Source organism: Curtobacterium sp. L3-7, from assembly GCF_048756585.1.
Lineage (GTDB): Bacteria > Actinomycetota > Actinomycetes > Actinomycetales > Microbacteriaceae > Curtobacterium.
The window spans coordinates 2,102,214-2,118,470 of sequence record NZ_CP151474.1 but is presented as its reverse complement, the minus strand read 5'-3'; the positions used below and the strand labels follow the sequence as shown (position 1 = coordinate 2,118,470).

Here is a 16,257-nt window from a genome sequence, read left to right as displayed (position 1 = left end):
TCAGCGCTGGGTCAGGTGAGACAACCCTACTGGCGGTAACGTTGCTCAACGTGCATGTACTCAGCGTGAGCTCTCTCAAGGGCGGTGTCGGCAAGACGACGGTCACACTCGGTCTGACCTCGGCCGCGTTCGCCAAGGGTCTGCGAACGCTGGTGGTCGATCTCGACCCCCAGTCCGACGTCTCCACCGGCCTCGACATCAACATCGCCGGCCACCTCAACGTGGCTGACGTGCTCGAGAACCCGAAGGAGAAGATCGTCCGCCAGGCCATCGCGCCGTCCGGCTGGACGAAGGGTTCGCAGGGCAAGATCGACGTCATGGTCGGCTCCCCCTCCGCCATCAACTTCGACGGGCCACACCCGTCGATCCGCGACATCTGGAAGCTCGAGGAAGCGCTCGCCAACGTCGAGCAGGACTACGAGCTCGTCCTCATCGACTGCGCGCCGTCACTCAACGCCCTCACCCGCACCGCGTGGGCCGCGTCCGACCGAGTGACCGTCGTCACCGAGCCCGGGCTCTTCTCCGTGGCCGCCGCCGACCGTGCCCTCCGCGCGATCGAGGAGATCCGCCGCGGACTCTCCCCCCGCCTGCAGCCGCTCGGCATCATCGTGAACCGTGCCCGCGTGCAGTCCCTCGAGCACCAGTTCCGCATCAAGGAACTCCGCGACATGTTCGGTCCGCTCGTGCTCTCGCCGCAGTTGCCCGAGCGTACGTCGCTCCAGCAGGCCCAGGGTGCCGCGAAGCCCCTGCACGTGTGGCCCGGCGAGTCCGCACAGGAGATGGCGCGCAACTTCGACCAGCTCCTCGAGCGCATCATGCGGACGGGCAAGATCGGCCCCTACGCCGACGGCGCTGCCGCGGCCATCGCCGAGTAGCGCTGCTCCGCACCGGAGACCCCCGCAGGGACGACCTGCCACGATGGGACGACCGGTCACGATGGCTCGACCGGTCATGACTCCCCGCTCAGGTTGCGGCGAAGGTCACGAACCGTCGGCTGGACCACGAACAAGCGACGGTTCCTGACCTCTCGCCGTGTGGACGGCGACGTGGCGCGACCGCTCGGCGCGCGCTCGGCGACGTGTCGTGACCCCTCAGCGCGCGCTCGACAGGTGCCCCCCGACCGGACGCCGCTGATACCCACCCAGTCCCGGCAAGCGCTACCGCTCACCGCTCACCGGTCACCGGTCACAACTCCCCGCTGACGTCCCGCGACGTGTCGGAAATCGTCGATCGACGTGCGCGCGAGCGACGGTTCTCGACCGCTCGACGGGTGACGTGCGGGGAGTCGTAGCCACTCGGCAAGCGGGGGGGAAGGGCGGCGTCAGGAAGCGCCTGCGCCTGCGCGGCGTCAGGAAGCGCGCGTGGCTCGGCGTGCGGCGAGCTCGTCGGCCGGGTCGGCCGCGGGCGTCGCGTCGAGTTCGACGAGCGAGGACTCCACCTCGCGCAGGACCTTGCCGACCGCGATGCCGAACACGCCCTGCCCGCGGGACACCAGGTCGATGACCTCGTCGTCCGAGGTGCACAGGTAGACCGATGCGCCGTCGGACATCAGCGTGGTCTGCGCGAGGTCGGACACACCGGACTCGCGGAGCTGGTTGACGGCGGTCCGGATCTGCTGGAGCGAGATGCCGGTGTCGAGGAGTCGCTTGACGAGCTTCAGGACGAGGATGTCCCGGAAGCCGTAGAGCCGCTGCGAACCGGACCCCGCGGCGCCGCGGATCGTCGGCTGCACGAGCTCGGTGCGAGCCCAGTAGTCGAGCTGGCGGTAGCTGATGCCGGCTGCCTTGGCGGCGACGGTGCCGCGGTAGCCGTTCTGCTCGTCGTGCTCCGGGAGTCCGTCGGTGAAGAGCAACCCGAGGTCGTACCGCGTCATGTCTGACGGGGTACCGGGGGTTTCGTTCCCACTCATTGGACTGCCTTCCAGGACGATCGAGCCCTCATCCGAAGCTTCAACGACGGGTTGAGAGTTGTGCCGAGGTCCACGGTAGCGACTCCGATGGCTCCGACGCGGGACATCCGACTCGGCGCGTCCGGCGTGTCGAGGATACGCCCCGGCACACGGGCCCCACCAGGGCGGTTCACGCGCCCATCCGGCCGATGGCGGCGCGGATCAGGTTGGACCGGATGACCTCGAGGTGCCCGGAGATCTCCCGCGCGAGCTCGAGGGCCTTCGCCTTCGAGGTCGCGTCGCCCCGCCGCGAGACGGGCATCAGCGCGGACTCGATGAGGCCGACCTCGCGCTCGGCGGTCGAGCGGAAGGTGCGGAGGTGCCGCGGCTCGATGCCGGTCCGCTGCAGCTCGACGAGGGCCTTGAGCACGACGACCGAGTCCTCGCCGAAGGTGTCGGTCGCCGGCAGCAGCGAGGCGGACACCGCGTCGGAGAGCAGCATCGGTGTGGCGCCGGCCGCTCGGACGAGGTCGTCGCGGGAGTACCGCTTCTCGCCGCCCAGGATGGACGGCTTCGGCCCGTCGCCACCGCCGGGCAGCACGGGCTCGCGCCCGGCGTCGAGGTCGGCGAGGTACTCCTTGATGACCTTGAGCGGCAGGTAGTGGTCCCGCTGCAGGCCGAGGACGACACGAAGCCGGTCGACGTCGGCCGGGGAGAACTTGCGGTAGCCGCTCGCCGTGCGGACGGGTGTGACGAGCTCACGCTCTTCGAGGAACCGCAGCTTGGAGCTCGAGAGGTCCGGGAAGTCGGGCTTCAGCCGAGCGATGACCTGGCCGATCGTCAGCAGGTCCGCGGCCGGCGAACCCGACCGCGCTGCGGCCGAGCGGGCGGCCACTACGCGTTCGCCAGGCGCGCCAGGTCGACCCGGGATGCGTAGAACGTCAGGCGGAACTTGCCGACCTGGACCTCTGCCCCGTCGGACAGCGGCGCTTCGTCGATGCGGTCGCCGTCGAAGTACGTGCCGTTCAGCGAACCGAGGTCCTTGACCGTGAAGGCCGTCCCGGCACGGAGGAACTGCGCGTGCTTCCGGGACACCGTGACGTCGTCGAGGAAGATGTCCGCATCGGGGTGGCGGCCGGCCGTCGTGACGTCGGAGTCGAGCAGGAAGCGGGCACCGACGTTCGGGCCGCGACGGACGACGAGCAGCGCCGACCCGGAGGGCAGGGCGTTGATGGCGTCGCGTTCTTCCGGCGAGACACCGGACTCGGGCGTGAGTGCCGCGCCCATGTCCATGCTGAAGGTCAGCGTCGTGTCGACCAGCCGCTGCTCCGGGGGTCGTTGTCCCTCAGGCTGCGGGACCACTGGATCTGGCATCGTGGACCTCCTCCTCTTGGCAACCCAGCGTATCGGAAACGACCGACCGAGCGAGAGTCCCGTACCCGGGTGACACGACCTGTCCGCGACGAGCGGACAGCGGTGCGCGACCGGACGACGGACAGGAGGCCCGGTACCAGCTGGTACCGAGCCTCCCGTCCGTCAGTCGCCTGCCTGCAGGCCGGACAGGATCTCCTTGATCTCGGAGTCCTTGAGCTCGACCCACGGCGAGCCGTCCGGGTCACTGGTGGAGGCCTGCGGACTGTCGCCCGTGTTCCACCACTTCGCCTGGTAGGGCACGCCGCCGAACAGCACACGGTCGCCGGTGTCGTACTGCTTCGTCCCGGACCACGCGTCGTACGTGCCGGCCGGCAAGGTGACCTGCTTCACCGGCTTCTCGCCCTTCAGGACGGGGCCGATGAGCTGCCACGGCGTCTCGTAGGCGCTCAGCACCGGGTCGTCCGGCAGGTCGCCCGACGTCCACCACTTCGCCTCGTAGACGTTGTGGTGCCAGACGATCTTGGTGCCCTCCAGGTACGAGGCGTCCGCGTTCCACACCGGGTACGGGCTCGTCGACGGGTCATCGGTCGGCTGCACGGTGGACGAGGGCTCCGCCGTGGTGACGTCGGACGCCGCGGCGACGATCCCGCCGGTGAAGCCCTTGCCGAGGGCGTCGGCGAAGAGCTTCCCGCCCTGGTCGATCCCGGAGCAGGAGTTCGACACGGTCGAGAGGTTCACGTAGTTCGACCCGCAGGTGGTGTCCCGGTTGAGGGACCACATCGACATCCGGCCGAGGCCCTGGTCCCGCGCCCAGGTGTTGAGCTTCTCGGCGTCGGCGAGCGTGAAGACCTCGTCCTGCACGTCGTTCTGCCCGATCATCGGCGTCGCCCCGACCTTGTGCCAGAGCGTGCCGGCGGAGAGCGGCGTGCCGGAGCGCTGGTAGAGCACGCCGAGCTGACGGTGCACCTGCTGCAGGGTCTGCACCGAGGCGGAGTACATGCTCTGGCTCGCGCCCTTGCCGTCGCCGTAGTCCATCGTCATCGCGTTCACGCCGGCGAGGTCGACGCCGGCCCGCAGGAACTGCGCGACCGCCGTGGTGCCGTCGCTCGTCAGTCCGGACGGCGCGGCCGGCAGGGTGAGCCACACCGCGAGCGGGTGGCCTGCTGCACGACGCTGCTGCTGCAGCTCGGCGACGGCCTTCGCACGGCGCTCCCCCGCGGCGTGGTTCGTGAGGTCGTCACCCTCGACGTCGTAGTCGACCGTGCTGACGTCGTACCGCTGCACGACGGTGCTGTACGCGTCGACGAGGTCGCTCCGGTCGGTGCAGGTCGTGGCGAGCTCGTCGTTCGACAGCCCGCCGAACGACACCCCGACCTCGCCCTTCTGCTGCTGCAGGCGTGCGATCCTGCGGTCGAGGTCGAGCTGGTCGGACGCACCCTGGAGCGAGTAGTACGACCCCCAGGTCGGCGTGCAGGCGGCATCGTGGTCGGCGACGACGAAGGACAGCATGACGTCGCGGCCCTTGGCGGACTTCACGTCCTCGAACGCGAACGTCGGGGTCGCGGTGACGTCGGTGTACGCGGCGAACCAGGACTCCTGGGTCTCCGATGCCTGCGCGGACTGCCAGCGGTCGAAGCCGACGTACCCGGCGGCGACGAGGGCGAGTGCCACGACGGCAGCGAGGCCGACGCGGAGCGGTGAGAGGCGTCTCGTGGTCGACATCGTCAGGCCGCCGTCTTCTCGTTCGTGGCGGAGTCGGTGGTCGCGCGGACCGCACCGACGACGTCCGCGTGGTGGTGCCTCGGCATGCTCTTGCCGCGGTCGCCGAAGTAGAGGACGGCACGCCAGTCCTCGGCGACGGGCTGCAGGTCGGGTGCTCCACCCCTGGCCGCCCGCGCGGTGGCACGTGCGGCGCGACGTCGGGCTCGGCGCGCTGCTCGAGCGCTCGGGTCGTAGTACATCCACGCCGTCGCCCAGATCCAGACGTCGACGACCGAGTTCCAGATCCCGATGTAGGCGACGATCGCGTACATCGCCAGCAGGGCGTTGAACGCGGCGAAGACCGCGTTGCCCCAGTTCTCGGCGTGGAAGTCGCGGACGAAGGTGAAGACCGAGAACACGACCATCGCGTACGGCGCCAACACGTACAGCGCCGGCGACGCCGTGCGGTCACGGACCTTCGGCGTGCGGGCGAACGGGATCTTCTTCGCGGTGAGGGCCTGCTGGATGCTCTTCAGCACGCCGGCGACGTTCACGGGCATCAGGATCAGGTTGAAGCCGTAGATCCGGAACACGTCGGTCCGCTTGTACCCGCAGTACTCCAGGTCGCTCGAGAGCAGCCAGAAGTACGGCAGCGCGGCGAGGAGCACCATCGGGCTGAGGAGCCGCGAGTCGTACGGGTAGGCGAGCAGGAAGATCAGGCCGAACGACGCCCACGCGATCGACGCCATGTAGTTGACGCGGAGGGACATCTCGACGATGCCGACCCGCTCGCCGCGCTGCCGACGTTCGCGGACCTGCCTGAGGTACTTCGGCAGGATCAGCAACCCACCGTTCGCCCAGCGTCGCCGCTGCACGATCAGAGAGCCGAAGTCCGGCGGGGTGGCGCTGTACGACAGGCGCTCCGGGTAGTTCACGAGGGTCCAGCCGTGCATCCCGAGGTCGACGCTCGACTCGGTGTCCTCGATGACGGTGCGGTCCTGCACGTAGCGCTTCACCTCGAAGCCGCCGACCGTCTCGACCTCCTCGATGTCGCGGAGCGCCCGGGTGCGGATGACCGCGTTCGCGCCGACCCAGAACGTCGCGTTGTGGCGCGACATGCCCTGGTGGAGGATGTGCTGGATGTCGGTCGTGGCCCCGGCGAGCCGCTCGATGCGCGTGGCGGCACCACGGAACGACGAGTACGGGGTCTGGGTCACCGCGACGCTGGCGTTCTCCGGCTGCTCGAGGAAGTAGACCAGACGCAGGCAGTAGTCGCGGAGCAGCACCGAGTCGGCGTCGAGCGTCAGGACGTAGTCCGACGCCGGGACGAGCAGGTCCGCGTCCGCCGGGTCGGCGACCGTGCGGAGGATCGTGCCGGACGCGGTCTCGTCGAACGCGTACCCGCCGCCGAGCAGGCCGATGTAGGCGTTGAGGTTCATCGCCTTGTTCGCCTCGTCGGAGAGGTTCGCGTAGCGCTTCCGCTCGAACGTGGTCAGTTCGGCGGTGAACGTCCACGCGAGACGGCGCTGGAGCTCCACGACGCGGGCCGAGGTGATCTCGGTCAGCGTCGAGCCGTCGAGCGGCGTGGTGCGCCCCTCGACGGACGGCGTGCTCGCCGCGGTGTCGAGCGCGTCGACGATCGCCGCCTCGAGGGCCTCCGACGTCAGCCGGAACTCGTCGGCCAGCCCGACCAGGACCTGGTCGTGGAAGAAGTGGTCGACGTGGTCGACGACGTCGTGCTCGCGGGCGTGGCGGCGCAGCCAGGCATCGGCCCAGCGGTGGTGCTCGACGAGCGTGCGCAGCGAGTCGACCGTGGCGAACGGGGTGTGCGACGCCTCGACCTCGGCGGAGAGCAGGGCCTCCTGGAAGCGCTCTGCTGCCGGCGCGAGCTGCGTCTGGATGGTCGTCGCGACCGCGCGGGTCCGCTCGAGCTTCGCGCGCGTCTCCTGGTCGGTCGGGAACGGTGCGTCGTCGACGAGCAGGACGATGCGCAGCGACGGGTACTCCTGCAGCGCGGCCGACCAGAGCGTCGTCGCGACGACCTCCGGTTCTTCTGCGTAGCTCGGGACGAGGACCGTCAGCGGCGACTCGTGCCCGGTGCCGAAGTGGCGGTCCAGTTCGGCGCGGGGCACGCGGACGTGGGTGGCGAAGCGCTCCATCGCACCCTGCCGCGCGATGAGGTGCATGAGCGCAGAGAAGGTCAGGAAGGTGACGACGACCAGGTACGAGAGCGCTTCGGTGGTGAACCGGAAGCTCTCGGTGCCGTAGTCCAGGAACTGGCGGATCACGGTGTACACGACGTACGCGATCCAGAAGGCGATCGTGAGGATGATGGCGATGCGACCGGAGACGAGCTTCCGGTCGGAGGGGCGTTCGTGGAGGGTGTCGAGCGGGCGGGTACGTCGCTCGGAACCCCACTGCCGACGGCGCACGGGCGCGTCGTCATGCTGTTCGGGCATGGGTGTCCTTCGTTCGACCGGACCAGCGTTCGTTCGGGGTGGAACGCTGTCGGGAGTCCGGGGTCGTGTCCGACGTTAGGGGGACACGAATCGGCGTGCAGACACCCGGAAGGGGGGTTCTGAGCCTGCTTTGCGGGTTCCCGCAATCCCGCGCGGGACCCCGTAATCGCATTGTGCAACGCGTGTCGCGGCGGGCCGGACGGGAGGCTCGGCTCGGCTCCGCCACGGACGTCGCGGCAGGAGGTCGCGGCAGGACGTCGCGACGGCCGATCACGGCACGCGTCCGCAGCAGGCGGTCGTCAGCGACCGCGCGCGAGCAACCAGAGCAGGTACGGGGCGCCGACGACGCCGGTGACGACGCCGACCGGCAGGGCGTTCCCGGGGATCGCGAACTGGGCGATGAGGTCGCTCGCGAGCACGATCACGGCGCCGACCGCGGCCGAGACACCCAGCGCCACACGACCGCCCCCGACGAGCCGTCTGGAGATCGGCGCCGCCATCAGGGCGACGAACGACACCGGCCCCGCGGTCGCGACGGCTGCCGCGGTGAGGCACACGGCGGTCAGGAGGAGCAGGAGTTTCGCACGGTTCGGTCGCAGGCCGAGTGCAGCCGCCACGTCGTCGCCGAGCGTCAGGACGGTCAGTCGCGGTGACTGCAGGAGCGCCAGCACCATGAGCACGACGAACGCCACCACGAGCACACCGACGACGCTCCGGTCGACCGCGTTGAGACTGCCGGAGAGCCAGAGGAGTGCCGTCCCCGCCTGTTGCACGGAGCCGCTCGTGAGCATCCAGCCGGTGACGCTCAGGGACATCGCCGCGACCCCGATGCCGACGAGGACCACGCGGTTGCCCGTGATGCCCCTCCGCCACGCGAGCGCGGCGATGACCAGCGACACGACGAGGGCACCGACGAGCACCGTCCAGAACAGTCCGATGCCGGAGACCCCGAACAGCACGATCGCGGTCAGCCCGGACGCGCTCGCGCCGGAGGTGATGCCGATCACGTCGGGGCTGGCGATGGGGTTCCTGACGACGCTCTGCACGATGCCGCCCGCGACGCCGAGGCTGGCCCCGACGAGGAGCGCCGCGAGGGTCCTCGGCCCGCGGAGCTGCCCGATCACGAAGTCCGAGATCGTGTCCCCGTGGCCGAACAGCGCCTGGACGACCTGAGCGGGCGACAGCGGGATCTCGCCGACGCCGAGCCCGACGAGCACGAGCGCGACCAGCACGACGAGGACGGAGCCGAGCACGACGAGCTCACGACGCGCTGCCCCGAGCCGGGGCCGAGTCCGGGCCCGGGTCTGGTCGGTGGTGCTCACAGCCCCGTCACCGCCTTCGACCGGACCAGGGCGATGAACACCGGCGCACCGATCAAGGCCGTGACGATGCCGACCTGCAGCTCCCCCGGGTACGCGACGACCCGGCCGATGACGTCGGCGACGAGCAGCAGTGCCGGCGCGACGATGGCGGACAGCAGGATCGTCCACCGGTGGTCGGGACCGCTCAGTCGGCGGACGGCGTGCGGCACGGCGAGCCCGACGAACGCGATGGGCCCGGCAGCGGCGACCGCCGAGCCGGCGAGCAGCACGGTGACGAGTCCACCGACGGCCCGGACGAGCACGACGCGCTGGCCGAGCGACGCCGCGAGCTCGTCGCCGAGCGCGAGCGTGTTGAGCGAACGACCGAGGGCGAACGCGATGCACAGTCCGACGAGCACCGGGATCGTGACGACCCCGGCGGTCCCGAGGTCCTTGCCCGCGAGCGCGCCGACCTGCCAGAACCGCAGCTGGTCGAGGAGGCTCTGGCTCGTCACGAGGACCGCGGTCGAGATGGATGCGAGCGCCGCCGCGACCACGGCCCCGGACAGCGCGAGGCCGACGGGCGTCAGCCCCCGCCTGGCGACCGCGGCGATGCCGTAGACGAGCAGTGCGGCGAGCGCGGCACCGGCGAAGGCGAACGGCAGGTACTCGGCCGTCCCGCTGATGCCGAAGACCGCGATGCCCGTCACGACTGCGAGGGCCGCGCCGGAGTTGATGCCGAGGATGCTCGGGTCGGCGAGCGGGTTGCGGGTGACCCCCTGCATCACGGCGCCGGCGACCCCGAGGGCTGCGCCCGCGAGCAACCCGACGAGGGTGCGCGGGACGCGGTTGCCGAGCACGATGAGCCCGATCTCGTCGTTCCGGCCCGGGTGCAGCACGGTGTCGAGCACCGTCCCCAGCGGGATCGGCCGCGACCCGAACGCGACGCTCATGGCGACGGCCACGGCGAGCACCAGGACGGCGATGACCGTCGCACCGACGAGTCGGGGCACGGAACGGGGCGCCGGCGGCGCTGGTGACGGGGAACGCATGAGGAGTAAGGCAACCCTAACGTCTCGCAGGCAGCGACGACCCCCGCCCTCCCCCTCGGTGATCCCCGAGCGAGTCGTGAGCGCGCGCAGGGCTCGCTCATAGCTTCGTCATGGGAAACGGGCTTGTACTCGTATCCATCGACGCCCGACCGGGTCGTCGAGAGCGACCGGAGAGCACCGATGAACGAGACCCCGAACCCCGACGCCGAACCGGGCACGACCCCGATCGACGCACAGGACGCAGCACCCCGCTCCACGTGGGAGGCCCCGCACGCCGACGCGTCCACACTCCGTCCCGCCTACGCGTTCGACGGCTCCGGTCCGTACCTCTACGCACCAGACGGCTCCGGCCCGTACGCCTACTCGCACGACGGTCGCGGCCCGTACCTCATCGGCAGCCCCGCCCTCGCCGGCGTCCACCAGGGCTGGGCCCACGCGGCGCAGCACGGGCAGCAGTACCCGTCGCAGCAGTACCCGTCACAGCAGGGGTGGAGCGGTGCGTTCGGCACGCGCCCCGGCACGAAGAAGCGCAAGCTCGGGCTGGTGATCGGGTCCGGCATCGCCGCCCTCGCGATCGTCGGCGCCGCCGGCGGGACGGCGCTCGGGCTCTCGTCGGTCGGCACCGAGACCACGTCGAGCCAGTCCCAGGGCACGACGACCACGCCGGACACCGGCAGCGGAAGCGGCACGAACGGCTTCACGGTGCCCGGCGACGGGAGCGGAAGCGGCAGCGGGAGCGGCTCGTCCGGCACCAGCACCGAGTCCGCCGCCACGGCGGCCACGGCAGCCCAGAAGAAGGGCGTCGTCACGATCAACACGATCCTGGACTACGACCAGTCCTCGCAGGCCGCCGGCACCGGGATGGTCCTGACCTCCGACGGCACGATCCTCACGAACAACCACGTCATCCAGGGTGCGACGAGCATCACGGTCACCGACGAGACCACCGGCAAGGAGTACAAGGCCGACGTGGTCGGTGCCGACGCCACGAACGACGTGGCGGTCCTCAAGCTGGAGAACGCGTCCGGCTTGTCGACCGTCACGCTCGACGACGACGGCGAACCGAGCACCGGTGACGCCGTGACCGACGTCGGCAACGCCGAGGGCACGGGCAACCTCGTCGCCGCGGAGGGCACCGTCACCGCGACCGACCAGGACATCCAGGTGCAGAGCGAGTCCGGCACGGGCACCGAGTCCCTCACCGGCCTGATCGAGATCGCCGCGGACATCGTCTCCGGCGACTCCGGCGGTCCGGTGCTCGACAGCGAGGGTGAGGTCGTCGGCATGGCGACCGCTGCGTCCTCGGGTTCGGCCGACGTGACGGGCTACGCGATCCCGATCACGACGGCGAAGGCGATCGCGGACAAGATCCTCGCCGGTGACGCATCCGGGACGATCACGATCGGGCTGCCCGCGTTCCTCGGCGTCCAGGTGAGCGGCACGTCCACCACCTCGGGCGGGGTCGCGGTCGCCGGGACCGTCGAGGGGTCCGGCGCAGCGGCAGCGGGCCTCGCTGCCGGTGACACGATCACGTCGATCGACGGCACCGCGATCACGAGCTCGGACCAGCTGACCCAGGTGATCCAGTCGAAGTCCGTCGGCGACAAGGTCTCCGTCGGCTACACGAACAGCGCCGGCACGGCGAGCACCGTCACGGTGACGCTCACCGCGGGCCCTGCCGCCTAGCCCTCTTCAGCTGGAGCAGACAGGAACGCACGCACCAAGGACCGGTAGACGTTGGCCGGCGACTCCGCCCAGAACGCGGAGGCGCCGGCCTCCGTGCGTCCGACGCGCGCGAAGCCATTTCCCTCGGCGTGCACGATCGTGATCGGTCGGGGCTTCCCCGGCCGACGCAGGTACGACACCGTCCACGGCGCCGCCCAGAACCGGGCGAGCCGCGGGTCGGCATCGGCGATCGACGCCGGAAGGTCGGGAGCGTCGTCGCCACCGGCCAGCCGCCTGCCGAGCAGGTCGGCCCGGAGCGACCCCGTGCGGAACGGGAAGGTCCATGCCGGACCGACACCGAGCCTCCCGGCCGCGATCGCGACCACGCGCTCCGGCGCGAGCCGGGTGATGACGGAATCCGCGTCGTCCGTCCCGTCCACGACGGTGCCGGACCAGGCCTGGAGGCGCGACACGCGCCCGCCTGGCAGGTGCTGTTCCAGCGTGGTCGGCTGGACGTCGCCGGCCCACGGTTCGATGAGGGCCTGGGTCGTCGGCGGGACCGTCCCGAAGCGTCCGACCAGGCCGGCGTCGACGAGTCCGCGTCCGCCGGGACTGCGCAGGAGCGTGGGGCTCCAGCGCTTCCCGGCCATGCTCTGCAGCGTGGTGAGGGCGTCGGAGGCGATGTGCGGTCCGTCGAGCTCCGGTGCCGGCTGCGCGGCCGGCAGCTCCTCGAGGTCGCGGGGCGACGACGCGGAGACCGGGCCGACGGCGCGGACGGAGTCGAGGACGGCGAACACGACGTCGTCGGTCTCGTCGAGCCGCGCGAGCGGACGTTCGACGGTCACGTCGACGCGGTGCCGTCCGGTGACGAACAGCAGGTGGGCGCCGACGATCGAGGTCGATTCGTGGTCCTCGTCGCCCTCCTCGCCGGGGCGGACGTACTCGACCAGGCGAGCGGGTGCGCCGACCGTGCCCCAGACGTCGCAGCCGACGAGGAGCAGGCCGTCGACGGACCCGGGGAGCCGTTCGATGAGCGATGCGTTCTCGTCCCCGATGCCGCGATCGCTCGGGCGGGACCGGACGGTGACGACGACGTCGTCGCCGCGCAGCCGGAGGTCCGCGTGGGACGCGTCCTCGCGTCGCCAGGAGTCTGGGCGGCGGAGCGTCACACGGGCGGTGCGGTCCTCGGTGCCGGGTGGGACGGGGACTGCCATGGCCAGAGGCTACGACGGCACGAGTGCGTGCCCGGCGACGGCTCGCCGCGACCGCTCGCTTCGAACGACGTCAGCGAGGACGACGCGGCGGGGGCGGTGGGACGCGCTTCGCGGCGACGACGTCGGCGAGGGCGACCTCGACCCGGCCGCGGCGGGTGTCGATCGTGATGGTGTCCGGGGTGCGTGCGACGAGGTCTCCGAGTGCGTCGGTCGCGCCGTCGCCGTGGTGCGCCCGGACGACGACGCGTGTCCCCAGCTCGACGTCGGCGAGCACCGCGAGGGCGAGTGCCCGTGCGATCCGCCCCTGTTCGTCCGCTCCCACGCACCCGACCCTACGGGCTGCCGCGGGCTGGTACCGGACGCCTAGGGTGGGGGGATGGACAAGGCCCGGGTGGACAGCTGGATCTGGGCGGTCCGGATCACCAAGACCCGGTCCGCCGCGACGACCGCGTGCAAGGCCGGACACGTCCGGGTCAACGGCGAGCGGGCGAAGCCGTCGCAGCCGGTCAGCCCCGGTGACGAGGTCCGTGTCCGTCAGGCCGGGTTCGACCGCATCGTCGTCGTGAAGAGCATCATCCTGAAGCGCGTCGGAGCCACCGAGGCGGCGAAGCACCTCGACGACAGGACCCCGCCGCGCCTGCCGAAGGAAGAGGCCGGCTTCGTCCCGATGCGCGATCGCGGCGCCGGACGTCCGAGCAAGCGGGAGCGCCGGGACCTCGAGAAGCTCCGCGGCTACTGATCGCCCGGACGGTCCAGCGCGTCAGACGAACCGGACGGTCTGCTGCAGGCGGTCCCGGATCTCGAACACGTCGACCGCGCCCTCCGGGGACCACACGCCGTTGAGCACCTGCCCGAGCGCACTGCGCCGGACCACGTAGGCGGTCGGCTTCTTCGGGGAGCCGACGAGCTGCACGTCGTGGTCGACCGCGGAGTCCGGGACGACGAGCAGCCGGCCGGTGAACCGCACGCGGGTCTGCTTCTGGACGGCACGGGCCGCGCGGACGAGCTCCTTCACGGGGCGCTCCCCCGGCTCGAGCGTGTCGCCGACGATCTCGCCGTGGTCGATCCGTACCGGCCCGCCCCAGTCGATGGACTCGAGCGCCCACAACCCGCTCGGCATGAGCACGACGTGGTCGAGCTTGCCCTCTGCACCCGCATCGAGGTCGTGCCAGACCGTCACGCCGATGCCCATGTCGGCGACGATCGAGGCGGTCGCCTCCTCGGCGAGCGCCTCACCGAGCAGCCGGCGGATGAACCGGGGGGCTGATCGGATGAGTGACGGGGCGTACGGGTCCTCGATCGGGTCGCCGAGTCCGACCCACTCGCGCTCGGCAGCGAGGAAGACCTCACGGGATCGACCGCCGGGGTGTCCGTGGGAGCGGGCACGCGGGCGGGAGTCGCGACGCGCCGTGGGTGGTGCGTACTCGTCGCGACCGGAACCGGGCCTCCACGACGAGCTGCCGGACGGAGCCGACGGGGCGGACGTCGGGCGCGACCCCGTGTCGTAGGCGCGTCGCGCGGCCGGTGTGCCGATGCGCTCCCATGCGACCTGCACCCGGCGGAAACGGATGGCGTCGCCGCCGAGGTCCGGGTGGGTCTCGCGGGCCGCTCGGCGGTAGGCGCGGCGGAGTTCTTCGTCGTCGGCGGTCGCGGCGACGCCGAGGACTTCGTAGGGGGTGGCGTCGGCCGGGCTGTCGGTCATGGCCTTGGAACATTACCCGAGGGAGCGTCGGGAGCAGCCGCACGGATGCTGGGCAGTCCCTGGAACGATCAGCCCATGTCGAGGGTGAGTGGGAGGCCGACGAACCGGGCGTACGCCGTCGCTGCCGTCTCGACGGCGCGGCGCACCGCAGGGGTGATCGGCGTGAACGGTGTCACGGCGACGTGGACGTCCCGCGTGCGTTCGGCGCGCTTCCAGGTGCCGACGACCTGCCCGCGGTGCACGACCATCGGCAGGAAGATGCCGTTGCCGCCCGGCACGACACGGTCGGCGTGCACGGCGTCGAGGTGCCCGGTCCGGTCCGCGTACCCGAGCAGGTACTCGTCGAACCCGGGCAGGAGCTGCCCGGTCGGGACGCCGCCCGGCTCCGGCCGGTCCGCGAGCGCGAGGAGGCCGCCGCCGAGGTCCTCGATCGCGTCGCCCGCTGCCGCGACACCACGTCGGACGTCCCCGAAGGGCAGCTTCGTCCAGCTCGCGGCGTCGACCTCGGTCGCCGGTCCCCTGCCACGGAGGAAGCCGAGGAGTGTCCGGCGCAGGGCGTCGTCACGGTCCGGGACGGGCGACGCCGCCGGTGCCCACTCGTCGAGGAGCACGAGGTCCTGCCCGACACGGCTCATCGGGCCCCACGCCACGAGCCCCTCCTGCGCCAGCCGGAACAGCAGGTGGTAGCCGCGCCCGCCGGCGGGGTCGATCCCGGCGTCCCGGTAGCAACCGAGCACGCCGTCGCGGTCCAGGGACCGGCCGCCCTCGAGTGCCGCGACGGTGAGCGCCCGGGCACGGTCGACGGTGGCCTCGTCGAGTCCGAGCTCCGCCGCGCGCCTGGCGGTCTGGCGGATGGTCCTGGTCGCGGTCAGGGAGAGGAGCATCCGGAGGTCGTCGGCACGCAGCATGTGCAGGGTCCCGCGCATCGGCCACGACCGGACGAACTCCCCCCGGTCGAAGGCCGCGTGCACGTCGGCCCGGGTCAGGCCGAGGGCCCTGACGCCGATCGCCCACAGCGACTGGCGGAGGTCCTGCCCTTGCAGCGCCGTCATGTGGGTGACGACGTCGAGCGCCGTCGCGCCCCGCACGCCGATGCGCTGCGCGGCGAGGCGCATCGAGCGGAGGGCCGCCGGGGTCGGCGACCGGGTCACACCACTGCTCTGGTGATGTCGTCGGCGTGTTGCTCGATGTACGCCGCGTCGGCGCGGTACAGGTCGGCGTGGCCGTGCTCGAGGTCGCTGACGAACTTCGGGTTCCCGGCTGCCGCCTCGGTCTCGAGCATGGTGAGGAGTGCGGTGATCGAGGCGAGCATCGTCGGTGCGAGGACCGACCGGGACGCCTGGTCGAGCCCGTAGGCGCGGCAGAACTCCGATGCCCGCGAGAGTCGTGCGTCGAGCGTCGGGGCGGTCGCGCCCTCGACGGCTCCGGTGGTGAACGGCGCGAACCGGTAGACCGCGCTCGCGACGTCCCAGACCCGCGGGCCGGGGTGGGCCGTGTCGAAGTCGATGATGCCGACCGCGGCGATCCCGTCGTAGACGCAGTTGTACGGCGCGAAGTCACCGTGCACGACGGTCTCGACCGGGGTGGACGGGGTCTGCGACCACACGTCGGCGTCCTCGTCGAGCGGGAAGGTCGCCGCGGCGTCGTGGTAGTGCCGGAGCATCCGGGCACTCGTGACGAGAGCGGCTTCGCTCGCGACGTCCTCGGTCCACGGGTACTCCCCCGCGACCCCCGGGACGAACGAGACCGTCTCGAGCGTGTTGTCGAGTTCGATCGGTTCCGGCGCGGCCACGAAGCCCTGTTCGTGGAGGTGCGCGAGGAGCCGGTGGACGGTGGGCGTCCACGGCCCCGCGGGACGGTGGACCCGGTCGTCGGCCTTGGTGATGCGCTCCATGAGTGCC

General features: G+C 71.4%; 15 protein-coding genes. 3 read left to right on the top strand and 12 right to left on the bottom strand.

Translation table 11 applies throughout. The annotated features are described in order from the left end of the window. Positions 1-50 precede the first annotated feature (50 nt). Positions 51-875, top strand: a complete 825-nt coding sequence (locus tag AAEP80_RS10345) for a ParA family protein (RefSeq protein WP_281264164.1) — start codon at positions 51-53, stop codon at positions 873-875. 473 nt (positions 876-1,348) lie between these two features. Here the strand turns inward: AAEP80_RS10345 and AAEP80_RS10340 are convergent, their stop codons facing one another. The 7 genes from AAEP80_RS10340 to AAEP80_RS10310 form a co-directional block, all read right to left on the bottom strand. Further along, a complete protein-coding gene (locus tag AAEP80_RS10340) occupies positions 1,349-1,873 on the bottom strand; it encodes a MerR family transcriptional regulator (RefSeq protein ID WP_144759900.1) in 525 nt (174 codons plus the stop codon). A gap of 205 nt (positions 1,874-2,078) precedes the next feature. Continuing rightward, a complete protein-coding gene (locus tag AAEP80_RS10335; protein WP_420364353.1) occupies positions 2,079-2,783 on the bottom strand; it encodes a MerR family transcriptional regulator in 705 nt (234 codons plus the stop codon). Then, positions 2,783-3,262, bottom strand: coding sequence for an FHA domain-containing protein (locus AAEP80_RS10330; RefSeq protein WP_413602212.1), 480 nt, complete (start codon positions 3,260-3,262; stop codon positions 2,783-2,785). The genes AAEP80_RS10335 and AAEP80_RS10330 overlap by 1 nt, the downstream gene beginning before the upstream one ends. Positions 3,263-3,424: 162 nt before the next feature. Then, entirely contained in the window at positions 3,425-4,984 is a 1,560-nt protein-coding gene (locus AAEP80_RS10325; protein ID WP_420364352.1) for a chitinase, read from the bottom strand. A gap of 2 nt (positions 4,985-4,986) precedes the next feature. Beyond that, positions 4,987-7,422, bottom strand: a complete 2,436-nt coding sequence (locus AAEP80_RS10320; RefSeq protein WP_420364351.1) for a glycosyltransferase family 2 protein — start codon at positions 7,420-7,422, stop codon at positions 4,987-4,989. Between the two features lie 299 nt (positions 7,423-7,721). Then, positions 7,722-8,744: a FecCD family ABC transporter permease gene (locus tag AAEP80_RS10315; RefSeq protein ID WP_420364350.1), complete on the bottom strand. Its 1,023-nt coding sequence runs from the start codon at positions 8,742-8,744 to the stop codon at positions 7,722-7,724. Next, a complete protein-coding gene (locus tag AAEP80_RS10310) occupies positions 8,741-9,736 on the bottom strand; it encodes a FecCD family ABC transporter permease (protein WP_420364349.1) in 996 nt (331 codons plus the stop codon). The genes AAEP80_RS10315 and AAEP80_RS10310 overlap by 4 nt, the downstream gene beginning before the upstream one ends. 219 nt (positions 9,737-9,955) lie before the next feature. Here AAEP80_RS10310 and AAEP80_RS10305 point away from each other — a divergent pair, with 219 nt between their 5' ends. After that, a complete protein-coding gene (locus AAEP80_RS10305) occupies positions 9,956-11,461 on the top strand; it encodes a S1C family serine protease (protein WP_420364348.1) in 1,506 nt (501 codons plus the stop codon). Here the strand turns inward: AAEP80_RS10305 and AAEP80_RS10300 are convergent. Both AAEP80_RS10300 and AAEP80_RS10295 read right to left on the bottom strand, forming a co-directional pair. Further along, positions 11,458-12,654 carry a hypothetical protein gene (locus AAEP80_RS10300; protein WP_420364347.1) on the bottom strand — a complete coding sequence of 399 codons (1,197 nt, stop codon included), beginning with the start codon at positions 12,652-12,654 and terminating at the stop codon, positions 11,458-11,460. The two genes, AAEP80_RS10305 and AAEP80_RS10300, sit on opposite strands and share 4 nt — an antisense overlap. Positions 12,655-12,724: 70 nt before the next feature. After that, entirely contained in the window at positions 12,725-12,976 is a 252-nt protein-coding gene (locus tag AAEP80_RS10295) for a hypothetical protein (RefSeq protein ID WP_420364346.1), read from the bottom strand. Positions 12,977-13,030: 54 nt separating this feature from the next. Between AAEP80_RS10295 and AAEP80_RS10290 the strand changes: the two genes are divergently transcribed. Continuing rightward, on the top strand, positions 13,031-13,393 hold the full coding sequence (locus tag AAEP80_RS10290; RefSeq protein WP_420364345.1) for an RNA-binding S4 domain-containing protein: 363 nt from the start codon (positions 13,031-13,033) through the stop codon (positions 13,391-13,393). A gap of 21 nt (positions 13,394-13,414) precedes the next feature. Here the strand turns inward: AAEP80_RS10290 and AAEP80_RS10285 are convergent, their stop codons facing one another. The 3 genes from AAEP80_RS10285 to AAEP80_RS10275 all read right to left on the bottom strand — a co-directional run bounded on the left by AAEP80_RS10285 (position 13,415) and on the right by AAEP80_RS10275 (position 16,250). Next, positions 13,415-14,356 carry a DnaJ domain-containing protein gene (locus tag AAEP80_RS10285; RefSeq protein ID WP_420364344.1) on the bottom strand — a complete coding sequence of 314 codons (942 nt, stop codon included), beginning with the start codon at positions 14,354-14,356 and terminating at the stop codon, positions 13,415-13,417. 68 nt (positions 14,357-14,424) lie between these two features. Continuing rightward, positions 14,425-15,507, bottom strand: coding sequence for a winged helix DNA-binding domain-containing protein (locus AAEP80_RS10280; RefSeq protein WP_420364343.1), 1,083 nt, complete (start codon positions 15,505-15,507; stop codon positions 14,425-14,427). Continuing rightward, positions 15,504-16,250: a phosphotransferase gene (locus AAEP80_RS10275; RefSeq protein ID WP_413602221.1), complete on the bottom strand. Its 747-nt coding sequence runs from the start codon at positions 16,248-16,250 to the stop codon at positions 15,504-15,506. The genes AAEP80_RS10280 and AAEP80_RS10275 overlap by 4 nt, the downstream gene beginning before the upstream one ends. Positions 16,251-16,257: the final 7 nt, after the last annotated feature.